Origin of the sequence: Streptomyces sp. NPDC060209 (assembly GCF_042728155.1) — a bacterium.
In the GTDB taxonomy this organism is placed as follows: domain Bacteria; phylum Actinomycetota; class Actinomycetes; order Streptomycetales; family Streptomycetaceae; genus Streptomyces.
This window is the reverse complement of record NZ_JBHWZS010000118.1, coordinates 1-23836: the sequence shown is the minus strand read 5'-3', so window position 1 is coordinate 23836 and position 23836 is coordinate 1. Positions and strand designations below refer to the sequence as shown.

The 23836-nt window shown below is 71.0% G+C and carries 20 protein-coding genes; 3 read left to right on the top strand and 17 right to left on the bottom strand.

Going from position 1 to position 23836, the window contains the following annotated elements; all coding sequences use genetic code 11:
• Nucleotides 1–14 precede the first annotated feature (14 nt).
• The 15 genes from ACFWFI_RS22490 to pgsA form a co-directional block, all read right to left on the bottom strand.
• Entirely contained in the window at nt 15–2711 is a 2697-nt protein-coding gene (locus ACFWFI_RS22490) for a RelA/SpoT family protein (protein WP_387393079.1), read from the bottom strand.
• A 168-nt stretch (nt 2712–2879) separates the two neighbouring features.
• A complete protein-coding gene (locus tag ACFWFI_RS22485; RefSeq protein ID WP_387393076.1) occupies nt 2880–3437 on the bottom strand; it encodes an adenine phosphoribosyltransferase in 558 nt (185 codons plus the stop codon).
• Complete coding sequence (secF, locus tag ACFWFI_RS22480) at nt 3434–4537, bottom strand: protein translocase subunit SecF (protein ID WP_387393073.1); 1104 nt, start codon at nt 4535–4537, stop codon at nt 3434–3436. Before secF ends, ACFWFI_RS22485 begins: the two co-directional genes overlap by 4 nt.
• A gap of 1 nt (nt 4538) precedes the next feature.
• A complete protein-coding gene (gene secD, locus ACFWFI_RS22475) occupies nt 4539–6296 on the bottom strand; it encodes a protein translocase subunit SecD (protein ID WP_387393070.1) in 1758 nt (585 codons plus the stop codon).
• A 147-nt stretch (nt 6297–6443) separates the two neighbouring features.
• A complete protein-coding gene (yajC, locus tag ACFWFI_RS22470) occupies nt 6444–6938 on the bottom strand; it encodes a preprotein translocase subunit YajC (RefSeq protein WP_387393067.1) in 495 nt (164 codons plus the stop codon).
• A 167-nt stretch (nt 6939–7105) separates the two neighbouring features.
• A complete protein-coding gene (ruvB, locus tag ACFWFI_RS22465) occupies nt 7106–8191 on the bottom strand; it encodes a Holliday junction branch migration DNA helicase RuvB (protein WP_306104679.1) in 1086 nt (361 codons plus the stop codon).
• 82 nt (nt 8192–8273) lie between these two features.
• Nucleotides 8274–8900 carry a Holliday junction branch migration protein RuvA gene (gene ruvA, locus ACFWFI_RS22460; protein WP_387393063.1) on the bottom strand — a complete coding sequence of 209 codons (627 nt, stop codon included), beginning with the start codon at nt 8898–8900 and terminating at the stop codon, nt 8274–8276.
• A complete protein-coding gene (gene ruvC / locus ACFWFI_RS22455; protein ID WP_387393060.1) occupies nt 8897–9430 on the bottom strand; it encodes a crossover junction endodeoxyribonuclease RuvC in 534 nt (177 codons plus the stop codon). The genes ruvA and ruvC overlap by 4 nt, the downstream gene beginning before the upstream one ends.
• A 121-nt stretch (nt 9431–9551) precedes the next feature.
• Entirely contained in the window at nt 9552–10304 is a 753-nt protein-coding gene (locus ACFWFI_RS22450; RefSeq protein WP_031097698.1) for a YebC/PmpR family DNA-binding transcriptional regulator, read from the bottom strand.
• Between the two features lie 61 nt (nt 10305–10365).
• Nucleotides 10366–10959: a pyridoxal 5'-phosphate synthase glutaminase subunit PdxT gene (pdxT, locus tag ACFWFI_RS22445; protein ID WP_387393057.1), complete on the bottom strand. Its 594-nt coding sequence runs from the start codon at nt 10957–10959 to the stop codon at nt 10366–10368.
• Between the two features lie 6 nt (nt 10960–10965).
• Nucleotides 10966–11886 (bottom strand): pyridoxal 5'-phosphate synthase lyase subunit PdxS, encoded by a 921-nt coding sequence (gene pdxS / locus ACFWFI_RS22440; RefSeq protein ID WP_387393054.1) that lies wholly within the window; start codon nt 11884–11886, stop codon nt 10966–10968.
• A gap of 212 nt (nt 11887–12098) precedes the next feature.
• Nucleotides 12099–12644, bottom strand: a complete 546-nt coding sequence (locus ACFWFI_RS22435) for a LemA family protein (RefSeq protein WP_387393052.1) — start codon at nt 12642–12644, stop codon at nt 12099–12101.
• 93 nt (nt 12645–12737) lie between these two features.
• A complete protein-coding gene (locus tag ACFWFI_RS22430) occupies nt 12738–13898 on the bottom strand; it encodes a glycosyltransferase family 4 protein (RefSeq protein ID WP_387393049.1) in 1161 nt (386 codons plus the stop codon).
• The gene (locus tag ACFWFI_RS22425; protein ID WP_387393046.1) at nt 13895–14818 is read right to left on the bottom strand and encodes a phosphatidylinositol mannoside acyltransferase; all 924 of its coding nucleotides are present in this window, start codon (nt 14816–14818) and stop codon (nt 13895–13897) included. Before ACFWFI_RS22425 ends, ACFWFI_RS22430 begins: the two co-directional genes overlap by 4 nt.
• On the bottom strand, nt 14815–15501 hold the full coding sequence (gene pgsA / locus ACFWFI_RS22420; RefSeq protein ID WP_387393043.1) for a phosphatidylinositol phosphate synthase: 687 nt from the start codon (nt 15499–15501) through the stop codon (nt 14815–14817). Before pgsA ends, ACFWFI_RS22425 begins: the two co-directional genes overlap by 4 nt.
• A gap of 274 nt (nt 15502–15775) precedes the next feature.
• On the opposite strand from pgsA, the gene ACFWFI_RS22415 reads away from it, so the two are divergent.
• The gene (locus ACFWFI_RS22415) at nt 15776–18001 is read left to right on the top strand and encodes an elongation factor G-like protein EF-G2 (RefSeq protein ID WP_387393040.1); all 2226 of its coding nucleotides are present in this window, start codon (nt 15776–15778) and stop codon (nt 17999–18001) included.
• 156 nt (nt 18002–18157) lie between these two features.
• Nucleotides 18158–19828, top strand: coding sequence for a hypothetical protein (locus ACFWFI_RS22410; protein ID WP_387393082.1), 1671 nt, complete (start codon nt 18158–18160; stop codon nt 19826–19828).
• Nucleotides 19829–19907: 79 nt separating this feature from the next.
• Here ACFWFI_RS22410 and ACFWFI_RS22405 read toward each other — a convergent pair whose 3' ends face one another.
• Complete coding sequence (locus ACFWFI_RS22405; protein WP_387393037.1) at nt 19908–21518, bottom strand: acyl-CoA carboxylase subunit beta; 1611 nt, start codon at nt 21516–21518, stop codon at nt 19908–19910.
• 61 nt (nt 21519–21579) lie between these two features.
• The gene (locus ACFWFI_RS22400; protein ID WP_387393034.1) at nt 21580–22581 is read right to left on the bottom strand and encodes an acyltransferase domain-containing protein; all 1002 of its coding nucleotides are present in this window, start codon (nt 22579–22581) and stop codon (nt 21580–21582) included.
• A gap of 178 nt (nt 22582–22759) precedes the next feature.
• Here ACFWFI_RS22400 and ACFWFI_RS22395 point away from each other — a divergent pair, with 178 nt between their 5' ends.
• Nucleotides 22760–23791, top strand: a complete 1032-nt coding sequence (locus tag ACFWFI_RS22395; RefSeq protein ID WP_387393032.1) for a ketoacyl-ACP synthase III family protein — start codon at nt 22760–22762, stop codon at nt 23789–23791.
• Nucleotides 23792–23836: the final 45 nt, after the last annotated feature.

The following is a 23836-nucleotide window of genomic DNA, read 5'->3' as shown; positions in this document are numbered from 1 at the left end:
GGTGTCGGCCCGTCCTAGGGGCGGCGGGCCGAGGTGACCCGGTAGACGTCGTAGACGCCCTCCACGCCGCGTACGGCCTTCAGGACGTGTCCCAGGTGTTTGGGGTCGCCCATCTCGAAGGTGAAGCGCGAGGTGGCCACCCGGTCCCGGGAGGTCTGCACGGCCGCCGACAGGATGTTCACGTGCTGGTCGGACAGGACACGGGTGACGTCGGAGAGCAGCCGCGACCGGTCCAGCGCCTCGACCTGGATGGCGACGAGGAACACGGACGACTGCGTGGGCGCCCACTCGACGTCGAGGATCCGCTCCGGCTGCTGCGAGAGCGAGTCGACGTTGACGCAGTCCGCCCGGTGCACGGAGACGCCGCTGCCCCGGGTGACGAACCCGATGATCGGGTCGCCGGGTACGGGCGTACAGCAGCGGGCCAGCTTGACCCAGACGTCGTCGACACCCTTGACGACGACACCCGGGTCCGCCTTGGCCCGGCGCTTGCCGCGCCCGTGCGAGGGCGGCGAGCTCTCCGCCAGGTCCTCGTTGGCCGCGTCCTCGCCGCCGAGCGCCTGGACGAGCTTCTGGACGACGCCGGCCGCGGCGACATGCCCTTCGCCGATCGCCGCGTAGAGCGACGAGATGTCGGGGTAGCGCATCTCGTGGGCCAGCGTGACCAGGGAATCGCCCGTCAGGATCCGCTGGATCGGCAGATTCTGCTTGCGCATGGCCCGCGCGATGGCGTCCTTGCCCTGCTCGATCGCCTCGTCGCGCCGCTCCTTGGAGAACCAGGCGCGGATCTTGTTGCGTGCCCGGGGCGACTTGACGAACTGGAGCCAGTCACGGGAGGGCCCGGCGCCGGCCGCCTTGGAGGTGAAGACCTCCACCAGGTCCCCGTTGTCGAGGGTCGACTCCAGCGGTACGAGCCGCCCGTTGACCCGCGCTCCTATGGTCCGGTGGCCGACCTCGGTGTGGACGGCGTACGCGAAGTCGACCGGCGTCGCGCCGGCGGGCAGCGCTATCACGTCGCCCTTCGGCGTGAAGACGAAGACCTCGTTGCGCGACAGGTCGAAGCGCAGGGACTCCAGGAACTCGCTGGGGTCCTCGGTCTCCTTCTGCCAGTCCAGGAGCTGGCGCAGCCACGCCATGTCGTTGACGGTGTCCTGGCCCCGGCCGCCGCCCGTGTTCTTGGGAATGTCCGTACGCACCTTGGAGGCGCCCGCGACGGCCTCCTGCTTGTACTTCCAGTGCGCGGCGATGCCGTACTCGGCGCGGCGGTGCATGTCGAACGTACGGATCTGGAGCTCTACGGGCTTGCCGCTGGGACCGATCACCGTGGTGTGCAGCGACTGGTACATGTTGAACTTGGGCATCGCGATGTAGTCCTTGAACCGCCCGGGCACCGGATTCCACCGGGCGTGGACGGTGCCGAGCGCCGCGTAGCAGTCGCGGACGGTGTCGACGAGGACGCGGATGCCCACCAGGTCGTAGATCTCCGCGAAGTCGCGGCCCCGCACGATCATCTTCTGGTAGACGCTGTAGTAGTGCTTCGGCCGTCCGGTGACGGTGGCCTTGATCCGGGCGGCACGCAGGTCGGCCTGTACCTCGTCGGTCACTATGGCGAGGTATTCGTCACGCTTGGGCGCGCGCTCGGCGACGAGGCGGACGATCTCGTCGTACATCTTGGGGTAGAGGATCGCGAAGGCGAGGTCCTCCAGCTCCCACTTGATGGTGTTCATGCCCAGGCGGTGAGCCAGCGGCGCGTAGATCTCGAGGGTCTCGCGGGCCTTCTTCTCCTGCTTCTCCCGCTTGAGGTAGCGCATGGTGCGCATGTTGTGCAGGCGGTCGGCGAGCTTGATGACCAGGACCCGGGGGTCCTTGGCCATGGCGACGACCATCTTGCGCACGGTCTCCGCCTGGGCGGCCTCGCCGAACTTGACCTTGTCGAGCTTGGTGACGCCGTCGACGAGGAGCGCGACCTGGTCGCCGAAGTCCTTGCGCAGGGTGTCCAGGCCGTATTCGGTGTCCTCGACCGTGTCGTGCAGCAGCCCGGCCATCAGCGTCGCGGGGTCCATGCCGAGCTCGGCGAGGATCGTGGTGACGGCGAGCGGGTGGGTGATGTAAGGGTCGCCGCTCTTGCGCTTCTGGCCCCGGTGCCAGCGTTCGGCGACCTGGTAGGCCTTCTCGATCTGGCGCAGCGTGGCGGACTCGATCTTGGGGTCGTTGCCGCGGACCGTACGCAGAAGGGGTTCGAGGACCGGGTTGTACGGGCTGGAGCGCTGCACGCCCAGTCGGGCGAGGCGCGCCCGGACCCGGCTGGAGGAGCCGCCGGAGCGCGCGGGCACAGCCGGAGGGGTGGCGGCCGACCGGGCCGGGGGCTTCGCGGCGGGAGCCGGTGCCGGGGGCTTCGCGGCGGGAGCCGGTGCCGGGGACTTCGGCGCCGCGGACCCGGAAGCGGGCTTCTCCGGGGACACCGGCTTCGTTTCGGAGGGCGGCGCGGCCTTCGTCCCGGGAGGCGGTGTCGGCTTCGCCCCCGGAGGCGGTGTCGGCTTCGCCGGAGCGTCGGACGTCGGTGGGGCCGGAGCCTGGGCGGGGCCCTGCGTGTGCTCGCCGGCGGGCCCGGGCGTGCCCGCCCCGTCGGACTGCGTCTCCCCGGGCGTGGCGGAGGCCGCCGCGGGCCTTTCGGGCTGCGGGGCGGAGACTGGCTGGGCCTCGTCTGGCAAGAGCGCTCCTCGTACGGATCCGGGCTACCGGAAAGCCCATGGTATCGACCCCCGGGCAGGTCCTCGCCCGGGGAGTGTGGAACCCCTCACAACACGGGACGGGCACCCGGATGTTCCCGGGTACCCGTCCTGTACGTCCCTACGCGCGCCGCAGCCACGCGGCGCAGGTCAGAGGGTGATCAGAGCCTCCAGCGGGGCGCCCCGCAGCCCTGTCCCGAGCCGGGCCCGGCCGGAGAGGAATCCGAGCTCCATGAGCACCGACACCCCCGCGACCTGTGCACCGGCCCGCCGGATGAGCTCCAGCGAGGCCTCGGCGGTGCCGCCGGTGGCCAGGACGTCGTCGATGACCATGACCCGGTCGTCGGCGGACAGGTCCTCGGCGTGGATCTCGATCTCCGCCGTGCCGTACTCCAGCTCGTAGGCCTGCCCCAGCGTGGCCCCGGGCAGCTTCCCGGCCTTGCGCACGGGGACGAACCCGAGCCCGGCCCGGACCGCCACCGGCGCCCCCAGGATGAAGCCACGTGCCTCGAGACCGACGATCTTGGTGGCTCCGTGCCTTACGCACAGCTCCGCGAAGAAGTCGGTGAGCGCCGTGAAGGCGACCGGGTCCGCGAGCAGCGGAGTGATGTCCTTGAACAGCACTCCGGGCTTCGGGTAGTCCGGCACGTCACGGATCCGGCTGAGCAGCAGCTCCCGGGTCGCGTCGGTGAGGCTCGTGCTGGTCATCGGCGGTTCCTCGGGGTCCGGCCGTGGCCCCCGGGCTGCCGGCGCTGGCCCACGACGGCCCCTGCGGGCTCGGTGTCGTCGTCGTCCGCCCGGTCGTCACGCTCGTCCTCGACGGACTCACCCTTGGCGGCCGCTGCGGCCCGCTTGGCGAGGATCCGCTTCTTCAGTGCCTTTATCTGCGGCTCGCGCTCCTTGAGGTCGGCGACCAGCGGAGTGGCGATGAAGATCGAGGAGTACGCGCCGGCGGCGAGACCGACGAAGAGCGACAGCGAGATGTCGTTCAGCATGCCGGCGCCGAGGACGCCGCCACCGATGAACAGCAGACCGGCGACCGGCAGCAGCGCGACGATGGTGGTGTTGATGGAGCGCACCAGCGTGCCGTTGATGGAGCGGTTGGCGATCTCGCTGTAGGTCCAGCGGGTCTGCTTGGTGATCCCCTTCGTGCCCTCCTTGAGGCTGTCGAAGACGACGACCGTGTCGTAGAGGGAGTAACCGAGGATGGTCAGCAGACCGATCACGGTGCCGGGGGTGACCTCGAAGCCGACGAGTGCGTAGACACCGACGGTGATGGTGATGTCGTGGATCAGCGCGATGAGCGCGGCGACGGCCATCCGCCACTCGAAGGCGATGGCCAGGTAGACCACCACGAGGACCATGAAGATGCCGAGGCCGGCCCAGGCCTTGTTGGCGATCTGCTCACCCCAGCTGGGGCCGACGAGGTCCGCGTTGATCTTCGCCTCGGGGATGCCGAGGTCCTCGGAGAGCTGGGCCTTGATCTGGTCGGCCTTCTTGGTGTCGACCTCGGTGATCTGGATCCGGAGCCCACCGTTGCCGAGCTCCTGGACGATCGCCTCGTGGCCGGAGGCCGCGACCGCGTCCTCGTGGGCCTGGGAGACGGACACCTTGGCCTTGGTGTCGGTCGTGAAGACCGCACCGCCCTTGAACTCGATGCCCATGTTCAGGCCGCTGACCGCCAGGCCGAGGATGGCCGTGATGGTGATCAGGATCGAGACGCCGTACCAGATCTTGCGCTTGCCGATGAAGTCGTAACCGACCTCGCCACGGTAGAGCCGGGCGCCGAGATTGCCGAGTCGCGACATCTCACGCCTCCTTCGGGTGGTCGGTGCGGGCGTTGACGCGGCGCGAGCGGCGCAGCGGCGGCTTGGCGCCGAGCCGCTTCGGGTCCAGGCCGGACCACGGGTGACCGCTGCCGAAGAACTTCGTGCGGGCCATCAGCGTCATGACGGGCTTGGTGAAGAGGAACACCACGACGACGTCGAGCAGGGTCGTGAGACCGAGCGTGAACGCGAAGCCCTGGACCTTGCCGACGGTGACCAGGAACAGTACGGCCGCCGCGAGGAACGACACGAAGTCGGACACGAGGATGGTGCGACGGGCCCTGGGCCAGGCGCGCTCGACGGCCGGACGGAGCGTGCGGCCCTCACGGATCTCGTCCCGGATGCGTTCGAAGTAGACGATGAACGAGTCCGCCGTGATACCGATCGCCACGATCGCACCACAGACGGCCGGGAGGTTCAGCGCGAAGCCGATGGCCGGGCCGAGCAATGCCATGATCGTGTAGGTCAGGACGCCGGAGACCAGCAGGCTGAGGAGCGCGATGAGCGCCAGGCCGCGGTAGTAGGCCACCAGGTAGATGACGACCAGGGCCAGGCCGATGGCGCCGGCGATGAGGCCGGCCTCCAGCTGCTCACCGCCGAGGGCGGCGGTGACGGTGGTGACGGTGTCCTCGCTGAAGGACAGCGGGAGCGCACCGTAGGAGAGGACGTTGGCCAGGTCCTCCGCCGACTGCTGGGTGAAGCTGCCGGAGATCTCGGCGCTGCCGCTGAGCGTCTCGTTCACCTGGGGGGCGGAGACGACCTCACCGTCGAGGGAGATCGCGAACTGGTTCTGCGGGGACTGCTGCGTCGACAGCTTCTTCGTGATCGTCTGGAACTTCTTGGAGCCCTTGTCGGTGAACTCCATGGAGACGAGCCAGATGCCACGCTGCTGGTCGAACTGCGCCTTCGCGTCGTCGACGTCCGTACCGGAGACCTCGGCCGGGCCGAGGAGGTACTTGGCGTCGCCCTCGGAGCTGCACGCGACCGTGGGCTCCGTGGGCTTGACGCCGTCGCCGGCCTTGGCACGAGCGGACTTGTCGGAGCAGTCGAGCGCCGTGAACTTCTTCTCCAGCGCGGCGGTCGCCGGGTCGGGCGTCTCCGTCGCGGCGGGGGTCTCGGACGACTTCGCGGTGTCGGTGGCGCTGGGGGTCGGCGTCGCGTCCTTCTTCAGGGCGTCGGTGACGGCCCGGCCCTGGGTGGTGGCGCTCGCCGAGGGCGTTGCCTTGGAACCGGAAGCGGTCTCCGGGTCGCTCGCCTTCGCGCTGGGCGTGGCGCTCGGCTTCCCGGAACCGCTCGCGGAAGGACTCGCGGAGCCTTCGGGCGTCGGTCCACCGTCGGTGACCGTCAGCACGGGCCGGAAGTAGAGCTGGGCGGTCGTGCCGACCTGCTCCCGGGCCTGCGCCGAATTCGTCCCCTTGGGGATGTTGACGATGATGTTCGATGCGCCCTGGGTCTGAACCTCGGCCTCGGAGACACCCAGACCATTGACACGGCGTTCGATGATGCTGACCGCGGTGTTCATGTTGGTCTCGTTGATCGCGTCAGGCTTGCCGGGCTGGCTCTTCGCCTTGAGCGTGATCGAGGTGCCGCCGGCCAGGTCGATCCCGAGCCGGGGCGTGGTGTGCCCGGACAGGAACATCCCGCCGGTCAGGGCAACCATGGCGATGAGGATCAGAGCCAGGGCACGGCCCGGCCTGCCCTGTCCACCGGTTGAGCCCCGGCCTTTCTTCGGTGCTGCCACCTTTTCGTTTCTCCCTGTCCAACCGCCCCGCGCCGGGTACGCGCCCGAGCGGCCACGAAGTGTTGTGGGGACCCGCCCCCGCAGAAGACCGCACGGCCCGTGAGACGCCGGACACCCGTGGGTGCCCGGCGTCTGTGGGTCGTGGAACTACTTCGCGTCGCCCTCGCCGTCGGCCTTGGCGTCCTTGACCTCGGAGCCCTTGACCTCGGAGCCCTTGACCTCGGCGTCCTTGACCTCGGTGTCGTCCTCGGCCTTCTTGCCCAGGTCGATCTTCGCGACGTCGTCGGCGTCCGCGGACTCACCGGCGGTCAGCGAGGAGGCGTCGTCGGGCACGACCGTGCCCTCGGTCTCCAGCTCGTCGTCGCCGTGGACGATGCGGTTGTACTCCGCGTCGTCGAGGACGGCACCGATGGAGTTCTTCGCGTAGACGGCGTGGACGCCGGGCGCGACCTCGAGGATGACCGTGTCGTCCTGGATCTCCTTGACGGTGGCGTACATGCCCCCGATCGTCCGGACGCCGGTGCCGGGCTGCATGTCGTTGCGCATCTGCGCAGCTGCCTGCTGCTTCTTCTTGGCGGACCGGGTCATCAGGAACATGGCCCCGATGAGCACGATGAAGGGGAGGAGGGTCACGAGACTCACGGGACGGAACTTCCTTCGCACGACCACGCTGATTCACGCGGCCTGGTCTACGGGGGTGGGTACACCGACCTGTACGGGCGGCATCGGCGGAGTCTAAGCGAGTCCGCATCATTGGAACAACGTCCAGCATCGCACCGTGGTTCCCCTGCTGGCCAACCCGGCCGGTGTCACGCCCCGAACAGGCCCTGTTGTCCCTTTGCGCCCTGCTGCGGAGGCACGAGTCCGAGGTGCGCCCACGCCGCGGGGGTGGCGACCCTGCCCCGCGGGGTCCGCGCGAGCAGCCCTTCCCGTACGAGGAAGGGCTCGGCGACCTCCTCGACCGTCTCGCGCTCCTCCCCCACGGCCACCGCGAGGGTGGAGAGACCGACGGGGCCTCCACCGAAGAGTTTCAGCAGGGCGCCCAGCACCGCGCGGTCCAGCCGGTCGAGTCCCCGGGCGTCGACCTCGTACACCCGCAGGGCGGCGGCGGCGATGTCGCGGTCGATCCGGCCTTCGGCCTTGACCTGGGCGTAGTCACGCACACGGCGCAGCAGGCGGTTGGCGATACGGGGCGTGCCCCGGGAGCGTCCGGCGATCTCGGCGGCTCCCGCGGTGTCTATAGCGACGTCGAGCAGGCCGGCGGAGCGGTGGATGACCCGCTCCAGCTCGGTGGGGGCGTAGAACTCCATGTGGCCGGTGAAGCCGAAGCGGTCGCGCAGCGGGGGCGGCAGCAGTCCTGCCCTGGTGGTGGCGCCGACGAGGGTGAAAGGCGGCAGTTCCAGCGGGATCGCCGTGGCGCCGGGGCCCTTGCCGACGATGACGTCGACCCGGAAGTCCTCCATCGCCATGTAGAGCATTTCCTCGGCAGGCCGCGACATGCGGTGGATCTCGTCGAGGAAGAGGACCTCACCCTCCTGAAGGGAGGAGAGGATCGCCGCGAGGTCCCCCGCGTGCTGGATCGCGGGTCCCGAGGTGATCCGGATCGGTGCGCCCATCTCCGCCGCGATGATCATGGAGAGGGTGGTCTTGCCCAGGCCGGGGGCGCCGGAGAGCAGGACGTGATCGGCCGTGGCGCCCCGGGCCCGGGCAGCCTTGAGGACCAGGTCGAGCTGTTCGCGCACCTTCTCCTGGCCGACGAATTCGTGGAGGTCCTTCGGGCGCAGGGCGGCCTCGACCGCGGTGTCCTCGCCGTCCGCCCCGGCGTCGACCAGGCGGTCGTCCAGTCGCTCGTCCGTGAGGTCGCCGGTGTCGGGCCCGGTCTCGTCCCAGTTCATCTCGTCAGTCCCGCCTCGGGTGTTTCGGTGCCGGTCCGTGCGGTGTCCCGGCCGGCGTGCGGGGCGTGTGAGGCCCCTGGGGTCAGCGTGCGCGGTTGAGGGTCTGCAGGGCGGCGCGCAGCAGGAGCGGTACGGGGGCCTGGCCGCCGGCGGCGATCGCTGCCTCGGCCTGCGGTGCCACGGCGCCCACCGCCTCGTCGGCCTCGCGGGTGGCGTAGCCGAGGCCGATCAGGGCGGCCTGCAGCTGGTCGCGCCAGGAACTGCTGACGGCGGCGCCGATGCCCTGCTGACCGATGTGCGCGCCCACCGGTTCGCCGAGCCGGTCCTTGAGTTCGAGGAGGAGCTTCTGGGCGCCCTTCTTGCCGATGCCGGACACCGCGGTGAGCGCCTTCTCGTCACCTGTGGCGACGGCGATGCGCAGGGCGTCCGGACTGTGGGTGGCGAGCATGGCCTGGGCGAGCCGGGGGCCCACACCGCTGGCGGTCTGGAGCAGCTCGAAGACCTGCCGCTCGTCGTCGTCCGCGAAGCCGTAGAGGGTGAGCGAGTCCTCCCGGACGACCAGGGAGGTGGCCAGCCTGGCCTCCTTGCCGATCCGCAGGCCTGCGAGCGTGTCGGGAGTGCACTGGACGGCCATGCCGATCCCGCCGACCTCGATCACGGCCGTGGCCGGGGCGAGGGCGGCCACGGGGCCGGAGACGAAGGCGATCATGCGGTACGGCCTTTCAGCGTGCGATGGGCGGCGACGGCCTGCTGCAGTCGGTTCTGCGCGGGCGCGCGCCAGATGTGACAGATGGCGAGGGCGAGGGCGTCGGCGGCGTCGGCGGGCTTCGGGGGTGCGTCGAGCCGCAGCAGCCGGGTCACCATCGCCCCGACCTGCGCCTTGTCGGCGCGTCCCGATCCGGTGACTGCCGCCTTGACCTCACTGGGCGTGTGCAGGGCGACGGGGATGCCGCGGCGGGACGCGCAGAGCATGGCGACCGCGCTGGCCTGGGCGGTGCCCATCACCGTACGGACGTTGTGCTGGGCGAACACCCGCTCCACCGCGACGAATTCGGGCCGGTGCTCGTCGAGCCACTCCTCGATGCCCCGTTCGATGGCGACGAGCCGGTGGCCGAGCTCCGCGTCGGAAGGGGTGCGCACGACGCCGACGCCGACCATGGTGAGCGGCCGGCCGGCGACGCCCTCGACGACTCCGACACCGCACCGGGTCAGCCCCGGGTCCACGCCCAACACCCGCATCTGAGGGCCCCCTCCGCCGCTCGGTCACCTGTTCCCGCAGGCTATAGGGTCCCACTGACAATGCGACGGGCCGACGGGGTGTGTCCCGTCGGCCCGTCGGCTCACTGCCGTAGCGCCGCCCTCAGGCGTCGACCTTCTCCATGACCTCGTCGGAGACGTCGAAGTTGGCGAAGACGTTCTGCACGTCGTCGCTGTCCTCCAGCGCGTCGATCAGCTTGAAGATCTTGCGCGCGCCCTCTTCCTCCAGCTCGACCTGCATGGTCGGGACGAAGTTGGCCTCGGCCGAGTCGTAGTCGATGCCGGCGTCCTGCAGGGCGGTGCGGACCGCGACCATGTCGGTGGCCTCACTGAGCACCTCGAAGGTGTCACCGAGGTCGTTGACCTCCTCGGCACCGGCGTCGAGCACGGCCCCGAGCACGTCGTCCTCGGACAGCTCGCCCTTGGGGACGATCACGACGCCCTTGCGGTTGAACAGGTACGAGACCGAGCCCGGGTCCGCCATCGAACCGCCGTTGCGGGTCATGGCGACACGGACGTCGGACGCGGCACGGTTGCGGTTGTCGGTGAGGCACTCGATGAGCACCGCGACGCCGTTCGGGCCGTAGCCCTCGTACATGATCGTCTCGTAGTCGGCGCCACCGGCCTCGAGACCGGCACCGCGCTTGACCGCCGAGTCGATGTTCTTGTTCGGGACCGAGCTCTTCTTGGCCTTCTGAATGGCGTCGAAGAGGGTCGGGTTGCCGGACACGTCAGCGCCGCCCGTGCGGGCCGCGACCTCGATGTTCTTGATCATCTTCGCGAAGAGCTTGCCGCGCTTGGCGTCGATCACGGCCTTCTTGTGCTTCGTCGTAGCCCATTTAGAGTGGCCGGACATCTGCCTTCTCCTTCGCGTCACCAAAATCGATCCGAACCCGAGAGATCCTACCGGGATCGGATCAGCCCACGGCGCGCACCATGTCGGTGAAGAGCGCGTGCACACGGTGGTCCCCGGTCAGCTCCGGGTGGAACGACGTGGCCAAGGCGTTTCCCTGGCGTACGGCCACGATATGACCGCCGTGCACCGCGAGGACCTTGGCCCGGGCGCCGACCGACTCCACCCAGGGGGCCCGGATGAAGACGCCGTCGACGGGTCCGCCGGGCACCGCCTCGATCTCGACGGCCGCCTCGAAGGACTCGTTCTGCCGCCCGAAAGCGTTACGGCGCACGATCATGTCGATGCCTCCGACCGTCTCCTGGCCGGAGCGCGGGTCGAGGATCTTGTCGGCGAGCAGGATCATTCCGGCGCAGGTGCCGTAGACGGGCATCCCGGCGGCCACCCGCTCGCGCAGCGGTTCCAGCATGCCGAAGAGGACCGCCAGCTTGGACATGGTGGTGGACTCGCCGCCGGGTATGACGAGCCCGTCGACCTCGGCGAGCTCCTCGGGCCGCCTGACCGGCCTGGCCAGGGCGTCCGCCATGGCCAGAGCCGTCAGGTGTTCCCGCACGTCGCCCTGGAGAGCCAGGACTCCGATGACAGGGGTGTCGGTCATCGGTGCTTACCAGCCGCGGTTGGCGTAGCGCTCGCCCTCGGGCAGCGTGTCGCAGTTGATGCCGACCATGGCCTCGCCGAGGTTGCGCGAGGCGTCCGCGATGATCTTCGGGTCGTCGTAGAAGGTGGTGGCCTTCACGATGGCGGCGGCGCGCTTGGCCGGGTCACCGGACTTGAAGATGCCGGAGCCCACGAAGACGCCCTCGGCACCGAGCTGACGCATCAGGGCCGCGTCCGCGGGGGTGGCGACACCACCGGCGGAGAACAGGACGACGGGCAGCTTGCCGAGCTCGGCGACCTCCTTGACCAGCTCGTACGGGGCGCGGAGGTCCTTGGCGGCGGCGTACAGCTCGTTGTTGTCGTAGCCGCGCAGCCGGGCGATCTCGTTCTTGATCTGACGCAGGTGCCGGACCGCCTCGACGACGTTGCCCGTGCCCGCCTCACCCTTCGAGCGGATCATCGCGGCGCCCTCGGCGATACGGCGCAGGGCCTCGCCCAGGTTGGTCGCTCCGCAGACGAAGGGGGTGGTGAAGGCGAACTTGTCGCTGTGGTTGACCTCGTCGGCCGGGGTGAGGACCTCGGACTCGTCGATGTAGTCGACGCCGAGGGACTGGAGCACCTGGGCCTCGACGAAGTGGCCGATGCGGGACTTGGCCATGACGGGGATGGAGACGGCCTCGATGATCTCTTCGATCATGTTGGGGTCCGACATCCGGGCCACGCCGCCGTCCTTGCGGATGTCGGCGGGCACCCGCTCCAGGGCCATCACGGCCACGGCGCCCGCGTCCTCGGCGATCTTCGCCTGTTCGGCGTTGACGACGTCCATGATCACCCCGCCCTTGAGCTGCTCGGCCATGCCGCGCTTGACTCGGGCGGTGCCGGTGGCCGGGGTCTCGGCGGACTGCGGGGTGCTGGGAAGCGTGGACACGGATCGACCTCACTGGGGGTGGAGAAGACAACTGGATGCTGCAACCCCGAGCAAACGCTCCGGGAGCAGTCCACAGCAAGGGCCAATGAACACCCCGTGGATCGTTCTGCACGCCGCCCGCGGGAGCCGGGCGGGGTCCCGCACCGGACCGGCGGGCCGGGCGCGCTCTCAGCCGCCGGCCGGTCCGGGCCGGGCTGCCGCGCCGTCCGCTCTCAGCTGCCGGGCCGGTCCGCCAGGGCCACCGGCGGCTCGTCGTCCATCTCGAACGCGAGCGGGAACGGGGCGTGGCCCGCGAGCCGGAACAGCCGTACGGTCCGGTGCCTGCGCAGCGCGCGGGCGGCCCGCACCGCGTCGTTGTGGAAGCGGCGGGCCATCGGTACCCGGCGTACGGCGGCGGCCAGTTCCCTCGCCGCGTCCTCACCGCCGGGGACCTCCTTCACCGCCTCGACCTGCGCCGCCTCGCCGAAGACGGCCCGCAGGGCGGTGCTCAGCTCGCTCTCGGCGACCTCGCGCTGCTCCTCCTCGGCCTGCCGCGCCGCGTGCGCCGCCTCGTACAGCACGATCGACGCGGCGGGGTCCAGGACCCCGGACGTGGCCAGTTCCTGGGTGACCGAGGCGCGGCGCAGCAGCTGGGCGTCCAGCGCCGCCCGGGCCGCGTCGATGCGGGCGTGGAGCCGGTCGAGCCGACCGGCGGTCCAGCTGAGGTACAGGCCGATCGCGAAGAGCGCGACGACGGTCCAGATGAGGATTTCGATCACGGGCGGCAAGGCTACCGTCGGCGGGAGCCCGCCTCTACGCCCAGGCCCCGCCTACCGGGCGGGCCCACCGGCCCCGGGCCTCCGCGGTCCCGCTCAGTCCCTGGCGAGGCCGAAGCGCGCGCGGAGCCCCGTGCGTTCGTCGGTGTCGACGGCCGCCGCCCCGTCCGTCACCGTCTCGTACACCGCCAGGATGTCCGCGCCGACCGTCGTCCAGTCGAAGCGGCGCACATGCGCGCTGCCGCGTTCCCGCAGTCCCGCGCGCCGCTCCGGGTCGTCCAGCAGCCGGATCGCCGCCGAGGCCAGCGCGTCCGCGTCCTCGTTGGCGAACAGGTCGCCCGCGGCTCCCTGGTCGAGCACCTGCGCGAACGCGTCGAGGTCGCTGGCGAGGACGGGCGCTGCCGCCGACAGTGCCTCGACCAGGATGATGCCGAAGCTCTCGCCGCCGGTGTTCGGCGCGACGTACACATCGACGCTGCGCAGCAGCCGTGCCTTGTCCTCGTCACTCACCATGCCGAGGAATTCGACGCGAGAGCGCATCTCCTCCGGCAGTGAGGCGACCGCCTCCTCCTCGTCACCGCGCCCCGCGACCAGCAGCCGGGTCTCCGGGCGGGCGGCGAGGATCGCGGGGAGGGCCTTCATCAGGACGGGCAGCCCCTTGCGCGGCTCGTCGATGCGTCCTATGAAGCCGAGCGTGCCGCCCTGCCACTCGGTCTTCGGCTCGGCCCCGGCGAAGAAGTCCACGTCGACGCCGTTGGGGATGACCACGGCGTCGCCGCCGAGGTGCTCGACCAGCGTCCGACGCGCGTACTCGCTCACCGCGATCCGCGCGCTGATCTTCTCCAGCGCCGGCTGGAGGATCGGATACGCCGCGATCATGGCCCTGGAGCGTGGGTTGGACGTGTGGAAGGTGGCCACGATCGGCCCCTGCGCCGCCCAGCAGGTGAGCAGGCCCAGCGAGGGCGAGGTGGGCTCGTGGATGTGGATGACGTCGAAGGTGCCGTCGTTCAGCCAGCGACGGACGCGCGCCGCTGACAGGAACCCGAAGTTCAGCCGGGCGACGGAGCCGTTGTACGGGACGGGCACGGCCCGGCCCGCGGACACGACGTACGGCGGAAGCGGCGTCTCGTCGTCCGCGGGCGCGAGGACCGAGACGTCGTGGCCGAGGCGGATCAGGTGCTCGGCCAGGTCGCGGATGTGGAACTGCACCCCGCCCGGAACGTCCCAGGAGTACGGGCAGACGATGCCGATCTTCACGGAGCTTCCCCCTGGGGGTCCAGATCGGAGAGCCAGAGCCGCTGCAGCATGTGCCAGTCCTCCGGATGCTCGGCGATCCCGGTGGCGAAGGCATCGGCCAGCGCCTGTGTCATGGAGGACGTCTTCTCGGCGCGGTCACCTGACTCCGGCACGGCGACCGGCGGGTGGACGCGTGCCTGCATCACGGGCGTCCCGTCGTACCAGAGGGTGACGGGCAGCAGCAGCGCACCTGTCTGCTGGGCCAGCAGGGCGGGCCCGGCGGGCATGCGCGCGGTGTCCCCGAAGAAGTCGACCTCGACGCCGGAGGCCGACAGGTCCCGGTCGGCGACCAGGCAGACCAGGCCGCCCGCGCGCAGCCGACGCGCCAGGGTCCCGAAGGCGGCCCCTCCGTTGTGCGGCAGGACCTCCATGCCCAGCCCCTGGCGGTAGGCCACGAACCGGTCGTAGAGGGTCTCCGGCTTGAGCCGCTCGGCGACCGTCGTGAACGGCACCTTCAGGTCCGTGGTGACCCACGCGCCCGCCAGGTCCCAGTTGCCCAGGTGCGGCAGCGCGAGGACGACCCCCTGGCCCGCGTCCAGCCCCTCCGTGAGCCGGTGGGCGTCGCGGACGTTGATGGACTCCTTGATCCGCCGCGGACTCCAGGTCGGCAGACGGAAGGACTCCATCCAGTAGCGCATGTACGAGCGCATGCCGGCCTTCGACAGCTCGGCGAGCCGGGCGGCGTCCGCGTCGGGCACCACCCGGGCGAGGTTCGACTCCAGCCGCAGGACGGACTTCCCGCGCCGCTTCCACACCTGGTCGGCCAGGGTGCGGAAGAGCGCGGCCGCGGCGGGCTCGGGGAGCTTCTTGACGGCGCCCCAGCCCAGGCCGTAGAGCCCGTCGGTCAGCCGTCCCCTCAGATCGGATCCGCTGCCGCTCACTGCGCGGCCTCGCTCCCCTGTTCCGCCGTCCCGCCCTGGGCGGCGGCCGCGGCGGCATCGGCCTCGGCCGACTCCCTGCGCACGGTGACCACTCGCTGGATCAGCGTCACCAGGCTGCCCGCGGCAACGATCCACAGCGCGATCGGCAGCAGGATCTGGATTCCCGGCACCCCGAAGCCGTGCAGCCCCGCGAGTCCTGCCGCGACCAGTGAGATGACGAGCCGCTCGGCGCGCTCCACCAGTCCGTTCACCGCGACCGGCAGGCCGATCGACTCGCCCCTCGCCTTCGTGTACGAGACCACCTGGCCGCTGGCCAGGCAGAAGATCGCGACCGCGCACAGCACGTTGTCGTCGCCGCTGCCCGCGTACCAGAGGGCGAACCCGGCGAAGATCGCCCCGTCCGCCACGCGGTCGAGCGTCGAGTCGAGGAACGCGCCCCACCGGCTGGAGATCCCGGCCTGCCGGGCCATGTTGCCGTCGACCAGATCGGAGAAGACGAAGACCGTGATCACGATCGTGCCCCAGAAGAACTCCCCCATCGGGAAGAAGACCAGCGCACCTGCCATCACTCCGGCCGTGCCGACGAGCGTGACCGCGTCGGGGCTGACCCCGAGACGGAGCAGCAGAGCGGCGAACGGTGTGAGGACACGCGTAAAAAATGCACGCGCGTACTTGTTCAGCATGGCCTTCCCGAGGTTCGGTGGGCGCCGCGGCCCTTTCGGCCTCCGGCTGGCCCATCGTAGTCACGAGCCGTGCCGGGCACCGGCGGGGCACCCCGTCCGCCGGATGTCCCGGAAGTCATGCTTCGCCGTGTGCGACGTATGGACGGCGTCCGGTACGGGTGAAAAGCTCGAATGACCGCGGGCGTCGACGAAGCCGCCGCGACGGCTCCGCCCTGCCCGTGCATCCACTCCCCAGCTCTTGCGGCACTGCGCCACCGATCGGGAGGCACGCATCATGGGCGACAGGACACATACGCACACCGGAGCCGCCGGCAGGGCAGCGACGGCCGACCGGCCCGCTTCCGTACGGAACGTGGTGCTGGTCGGCCACAGCGGCTCGGGCAAGACCACTCTGGTCGAGGCACTCGCGCTGACGGCCGGGGCCCTGAACCGGGCCGGTCGGGTCGAGGACGGCGCCACCGTCTCCGACTACGACGAGATCGAACAGCGCCGACGGCGTTCCGTACAGCTCTCGCTGGTCCCCGTCGAATGGGACGGCTACAAGATCAATCTGCTGGACACCCCCGGCTACGCGGACTTCGTCGGGGAACTCAGGGCCGGTCTGCGTGCGGCGGACGCGGCCCTCTTCGTCGTCTCGGCCGCCCAGGAGGCCGACGCGGTGGCGGGCACCACCCGCGCGGTCTGGGAGGAGTGCGCGGCCGTCGGAATGCCACGGGCCATCGTCGTCACACACCTGGACACCGCGCGTACGTCCTTCGACGAGATGACCCGGATCTGCGGCCGGATCTTCGGAGACGACGACCCCGACGCCGTGCTCCCCCTCTACCTGCCGGTGCAGGGACCCGAGGGCTCGGACGGACACGCCCCGCTCACCGGGCTCACCGGACTCCTCACCCAGCGGATCTTCGACTACTCCTCGGGGGAACGGCAGGAGGCACCCCCCTCCGGCGACCAGCGGGGCCCCCTCCAGGAGGCCCGTGACCGGCTCATCGAGGGGATCATCGCCGAGAGCGAGGACGAGACCCTGATGGACCACTACCTCGGAGGCGGCGAGATCGGCATCACGACCCTCGTCGACGACCTGGAGAAAGCGGTCGCACGCGGCTCCTTCCACCCCGTCCTCACCGCCGCGCCCGCCGCCGACGGCGCACGTCAGGGCATCGGCACCGTGGAGCTCCTCGACCTGATCACCCGCGGCTTCCCCTCCCCCGAGGAACGCTCGCTGCCCGCCGTCACCACCCCGGACGGCACCCCGCGCCCCGCCCCCGTCTGTGATCCGGCGGCGCCCCTGGTCGCCGAGGTCGTGAAGACCTCGTCCGACCCCTACGTCGGACGGGTCTCCCTCGTCCGCGTCTTCTCCGGCACCCTGCGCCCCGACGACACCGTGCACGTGTGCGGCCACGGACTGACCGAACCCGGCGGCGGGACGCGCGCCTGCCACGAGGCGGATGTGCGCGTCGGCGCGCTCTCCGCGCCCTTCGGCAAGCAGCAGCGCCCCCTGGACAGCTGCATCGCGGGAGACCTGGCCTGCGTCTCCAAGCTCGGCGGGGCCGAGACCGGGGACACCCTCTCGGGCGACGGCGACCCGCTGCTGATGGAGCCGTGGACCATGCCCGACCCGCTGCTCCCGCTGGCGGTCCGCGCCCACGGCAAGGCCGACGAGGACAGGCTCTCGCAGGGCCTGGCACGCCTGGTCGCCGAGGATCCGACGATGCGCCTGGAGCAGAACCAGGACACCCACCAGGTCGTCCTGTGGTGCATGGGCGAGGCGCACACGGACCTCGCGCTGGAACGCCTGCGCAGCAGGTACGGCGTACAGGTCGACGCCGAACCCCATCGCGTACCGCTGCGCGAGACGTTCGCCTCCCGGACCGTCGGGCGGGGCCGGCACGTCAAGCAGTCCGGCGGCCACGGCCAGTTCGCCATCTGCGAGATCGAGGTGGAGCCGCTGCCGCCCGGTACGGGCATCGAGTTCGTCGACAAGGTGGTCGGCGGGTCGGTGCCGCGGCAGTTCATCGCGTCCGTGGAGAAGGGCGTGCGCGCCCAGGCGGCCCGCGGTGTCGCGGCGGGACACCCGCTCGTCGACGTACGCGTCACCCTGCTCGACGGGAAGTCGCACTCGGTGGACTCCTCCGACGCCGCATTCCAGACCGCGGGCGCGCTGGCGCTGCGCGAGGCCGCGGCGGACACCCGCATCCAGCTCCTCGAACCCGTCGCGGAGGTCGGCGTCCTGGTCCCCGACGACTATGTGGGGGCCGTCATGAGCGATCTCGCGGGGCGACGCGGCAGGGTCGTCGGCACCGAACAGGCAGCCGGGGAGCGCACGCTCGTGCGCGCCGAGGTGCCGGAGATCGAGATCGGCAGGTACACCGTCGACCTCCGCTCGCTGACGCACGGCACCGGACGGTTCGACCGGGCGTACGCCCGGCACGAACCGATGCCTCCACAACTCGCCGACCGCATCCGCGAAGCGAAGGAAAACAGTACAAATGTGAGCTGACTGACTGGATATGGCGCCTTACGCCTGCCCCCGGCCCCGACGGCGGGCGGGCGTCGCGTCCGGACGATACGCTGTGGGCCCAGCTCAGAAGGTGTGCGACGTACGGTAGTTGGGAACAGCCGCAGGAGCAGACCGTGCGGGTGAGTGGGGGCGACAGTGGCCAACGACGGATTCGATTTCTCTCCTGGAGCGCAGATCCCGCTCCAGGGTTCGGGAGGACAGGCGGTGGCGACCAACGCCCTCGCCTCCGCCGCGTACCGCGACAGCGATGTGGCGGAGATCCTCAAGGCCAACAGCGAGTGGCACAAGTCCGAGGTGAAACCGGGCGAGTCCAAGCTGTTCAAGTCCGACTATTTCAAGCCGAATCTGGGCGAGGCGTTCTCCAGGGCCGTTCAGGAACGCATGCTCGGCGGTGGCCGCAACGCGCTCATCCAGTCCTTCGGCACGGACCCTCAGACCGTCGTCGAGCACTGCCTGTCCGCGACCCGGCTGCGCAAGTCGCGCGACACGAAGCTGACCCTGGTCACCGCCGTCTTCGGATTCGCCTTCCTGCCCGGTCTGCTCCTCTGGGTCCTCGCCTTCCGGCTGCGCGACTTCCTCAACAAGTCCAAGGACAAGTTCTTCCAGGCGCTGGGCGGCATCCTGCTCGTCGCGCTCGGCGGCGCCGCCGCGTTCTTCCTGATCACCATGCCGCTCACCGGTTTCCTGGCCCTCTACCTGCGCGCCGCCGCCATCGCCCCGCTGATCGGCTGGCTGCTCGCCAAACGGATCGCTGAATCCTCGGTCAAGGACCTGCGCGCCCGCTGGGACGGGCTCCTCTCCGGCTCCGGCGTCAGCGCGAAGATCCCCGAGGCCGTACCCAAGAACCCCAACGAGACCGCCCGTGAGGCACTGCGCCAGGGCCTGGAGAAGCTCTCCGCCGAGCAGCAGTCCAACGCCGTCTTCTACGCGGGCCCCAAGGGCATCCTCGGCATGGGTACCCGTTGGGGCAGCTGGCAGCTCGCCGAGGAGCTCACGCCGGAGGACCCCGCCAAGGAGATCCACCAGTTCCGCAGCTGGGACGTGGTGCGGGCGATCCACGACCAGCTGAAGATGCTGGAGCGCGGCCCGCTGAACACCGGCGGATTCCCCAAGCCGTCCGTCAAGCACTGGATCGTCTCCCCCGTCGGCGAGGGCGCGGACTCCGTCTCCCGCCCCGAGGGCGAGGATGTCGCCACCTTCCAGATCAAGCCCCACGAGATACAGCGCATCTGCAACCACCAGCAGTTCGGCAGCGGGAACCGCCACTATCTGGGCGTGCAGTTCACCCTCTGGGACGGCCAGCTGGTGATCACGATGCTGATCACCGTCACCGTGCTCCACGAGACGCTGCGGATCGAGGTCACCGGCCACGCGCTGGGCCCCGTCCACTCGCTCTTCCTCACCAAGCCGGAAGCGGCGACCAAGACGGTCAAGAAGGCGGTCAGGTTCTGGGAGACGCGGAAGATCACGCTCCCCCTCGTCAAGGCGAGCGAGGTCGTCAGGCTCGCCCTGCGCGCCCCCTTCACCTGGTACCCGCCGCTGCTCGACTACCTGGGCGGCAAGATCGTCCTGCCCGAGCCCTTCGGCCTGCGCCACGCCTGGGCGGCCAAGCCGTGGGGCCACCGCTTCATGGCCGACGACGCCATGCGGACGGCCACCCCGGTCCTGCGCGTCGTCCACTCCGCGACCATGCGGGTCCTCAAGGAGCACGGCGTCGACATCGAGCGCTTCGACAACCGCTCGATGATTCTCAGCGGAATGGTCCAGGACCCCGCCCCGCGGAAGGCCGACGTCTACGACGCGTGAGACCGCCGGCCCGCTCCACGGCGGGCCGCGGCCCGGGCAGCCACGCCGCCCGGGCCCGCCGCCGGGCCCGGGCGCGTACTCACAGCGGCGGATTGCCGTGCTTGCGCGGGGCCGGTTCGACTGCCTTCGACCGCAGCACGCCGAGGGCCGAGACGAGCGTCTCCCGGGTACCGGCCGGGTCGATGACGTCGTCCACCAGCCCCCGCTCGGCCGCGTAGTAGGGGTGCATGAGTTCGGCCCGGTACTCCTTCACCAACCGGGCCCTGGTCTCGTCGGGGTCCTCCGCCTCGGCTATCCGGCGCCGGAAGATGACGTTGGCCGCGCCCTCCGCGCCCATCACCGCGATCTCGTTGGTCGGCCACGCGAAGGTGAGATCGGCACCGATGGACTGCGAGTTCATGACGATGTACGCGCCGCCGTACGCCTTGCGGAGGATCACCGTGATCCTCGGTACGGTGGCGTCGCAGTAGGCGTACAGCAGTTTGGCACCGTGCCGGATGATGCCGTCGTGCTCCTGGCCGACACCCGGCAGGAACCCGGGGACGTCCACCAGGGTGACCAGGGGGATGTTGAACGTGTCGCACATCTGGACGAAGCGCGCGGCCTTCTCGGAAGCCCTGATGTCCAGCACCCCGGCCAGCGACAGCGGCTGGTTGGCCACGACGCCCACGACCTCACCGGCCAGCCGGATCAGGACGCACAGGATGTTGGGGGCCCATCGCTCGTGGACCTCCAGCAACTCACCGTCGTCGGCCAGCTCCTCGATCACCTCGCGCATGTCGTAGGGCCTGCTGCCCTCCGCGGGCACCAGGTCCAGCAGCCGCGGTGAGCGCCTGCCGGCCGGGTCGCCGGTCTCGGCACGGGGCGGGCGCTCACGGTTGTTCCCGGGCAGCAGACCGAGCAGGTAGCGGACCTCGGTGAGGCACGACTCCTCGTCGTCGTACGCGAAATGGCAGACGCCGGAGGTCTCCGCGTGGACGTCCGCGCCTCCCAGGCCGCTCAGGGTGACCTCTTCGCCGGTGACCGCCCTCACGACGTCCGGACCCGTGATGAACATCTGCGAGGTGCCGCGCACCATGAACACGAAGTCGGTCAGCGCCGGGCTGTAGGCCGCGCCTCCGGCACAGGGGCCGAGCATGACGCTGATCTGCGGGATCACGCCCGAGGCCCGGGTGTTGCGGCGGAAGATTCCGCCGTAGCCCGCGAGCGCCGAGACCCCCTCCTGGATCCGGGCGCCGGCCCCGTCGTTCAGGGAGACGATCGGCGCACCGGCCGCGAGGGCCATGTCCATGATCTTGTGGATCTTCGCCGCGTGGGCCTCTCCGAGTGCGCCGCCGAAGATGCGGAAGTCGTGCGCGTAGACGAAGACGGTCCTGCCCTCCACCTCGCCCCAGCCGGTGATCACCCCGTCCGTGTGCGGGCGTTTCGCCTCCAGACCGAACCCCGTTGCCGTGTGCCGGCGGAACTGCTCCACCTCGTGGAAGGTGCCCTCGTCCAGCAGGAGGCCGATCCGCTCCCGGGCGGTGAGCTTCCCGCGTGCGTGCTGGGTCCGGGTCGCCTTCTCGTCCGGGCCGGCGTGCACCCGGTCGCGCAGGGCGTCGAGTTCGCCGACGCGTCGGTGCATGCCGGATGCGGGGTGCGGGGAGGGGGCCGGCGCGGTGACCGGTGCCGGCGTGTCCATGGTCGTCATCTGGGGCCTTTCTGCAGGGGTGGCCCGGCCGGTGGCGGACCGGCGGGACGGATGGCGCCGCTCAGGCGGCGTGCGTGGTCAGGACGGAGCGCGCGGCGGCCAGGTCGTCACGGATCCTGGCGGCGTCCGCCGGTCCGGCGGGCAGGAGCGGAAGCACCCTGCTGCGCCCGGCCAGGACCGCCGGGTGCCGGCGGGCGAGGGCGGACAGCCCACGACCGGGCCCGCATTCGACGAGCTGCCGCCCGGCTCCGCCCAGCAGGTGGTCCAGCGCCGGCCAGAAGCGCACCGGCGTCGCCGGCTGGGAGGACCACCAGGCGGCGTCCGCGGCCTGGTCGGCGGTGAGCGGAGCCGCGGTGTAGCCGGAGATCAGGGGAAGGGCGGGAGGCCTGGCCGCGACCGCCGCGAAGGCCGGCTCCGCCCGGGCGGAGAGTGGTGCGAGCACCGGACTGTGGAAGGGCGTCGAGGACGGCACGGTCCGGCACACCAGCCCCTGCTCGCGCAGTGCCGCGGTGACCTGGCCCAGATGGGGCTCGGGGCCGGCCAGGATCGTCTGGCGCGGCGAGTTGTGAGCTCCGACCACCACGTCGTCGCGCAGGTAGGGCGTCAGCGTGTCGGGGGCCGCCGCCACCGCGACCATCCCGCCGGCCGGACCGTCGGCGAGCCGGGTCACCCGGTCCCACATCAGACGGGCGGCGTCGGCGACGGTGAACACGTCGGCCAGGACGGCCGCCGCCATCTCGCCGACGCTGTGGCCCAGAAGTACCGCCGGGCGCACGCCCCACGACTCGACGGTGCGGCCGAGGGCGTAGTCGATCGTGAACAGCAGGATCTGGGACCGGGTGACGTGGTCCATCGGTACGGTGGGCCGTTCGCCCAGCCAGTCGTCGCGTACGTGTGCGCCCGGGGCGCCGAGTGCACCGAAAACCTCGTCCGCCGCGCCGGTGAACACTTCGTCGTGTCCGTAGAGGCCGGTGGCCATGCCGGGGTGCTGGGACCCCTGGCCCGGCAGCAGGAGAGCCACGGGCAGTGGCTCCACCGCGGCGGCCCGCATCGGGTTCGTCATCGTTCCCCCTCCTCCCGCGCGACCGCGCCGAGCGTCCGCGCGCGCCGATCCTCGCGGGGTCCGCTACAGGCGCGCTCGACCGCGGATCGAGGTCCTCCAGCAATCCTCGATCGGCGGTCGAGAAGCGGGCCGGAGGATCGGAGGGGCGCCCGTGGGTGCGGGCCCGGAGAGGATGTCCATGAGGTGCGATCAGCTCTACATCGCCGGTCTCGGCAGCTGGCTGCCGCCCGCCGTGCCGGTGGCCGACGCGGTGGCCCGCGGAGAGTGGGAACCGGCCGCGGCGGCGCGGAGCGGCATGCGGTCGGTGACCGTCTGCGAGGACGACACCCTGGCGCCCGCCGAGATGGCCGTGAAGGCGGCGGAACTCGCGCTGGAGCGAGCGGGTACGGACGGCTCGGACGTACGGATGCTGCTGCACGCGAGCCTGTACGACCAGGGCAACGCCCTGTGGGGTACCGCGTCGTACGTGCAGCGGCGTACCGTCCGCGCCGGCTGCCCCGCGCTGGAGGTGCGTCAGGTCTCCAACGGCGGCATGGCGGGGCTGCTGCTGGCTTCCGCGGTCCTGGGGCAGGGGGGCGGGGAGGTGCTGCTCACCACCGCCGACCGGTTCTGCCCGCCGGGTTTCGACCGGTGGCACAGCGACCCGGGAACGGTCTACGCCGACGGCGGGACGGCGATGCTGCTCTCGGCGAGGGAGGGCTTCGCCCGGGTGCGCTCACTGGCCGTGGTCTCGGACCCGGAGCTGGAGGGGATGCACAGGGAGGGCGAACCTTTCGGCGAGGCCCGGAACGCTCCGCCGGGCGTGCTCGATCTGGATGCGCACAAGAAGCGGTACGTGGCCCGGGCCGGGATGTCGTTCAGCGTGGCACGGGTGGCGGCCGGGCAGCGCGACGCCGTGAAGGAGGCCCTGGCGGACGCCGGGGTGGACGCCTCCGAGGTCTCCCGGTGGGTGCTGCCGCACTTCGGGCGCCGCCGACTGGAGACCAACTGCCTGCGCCCGCTGGGGATAGAGGCGGACCGGACCACCTGGGACTTCAGCAGCCGGGTGGGGCACCTGGGCGCGGGAGACCAGACGGCCGGTCTGGAGCACCTGGTCCGCTCCGGCGCTCTGGGACCCGGCGACCGCTGTGTCCTGATGGGCGTGGGCGCCGGGTTCACCTGGTCGTGCTCGGTGGTGGAGGTGCTGCACGCGCCCGGCTGGGTGGTGTGAGACGGCCGTCCGGACGCGCGGCAGCGGGGCGCACCCCTCCGGGTG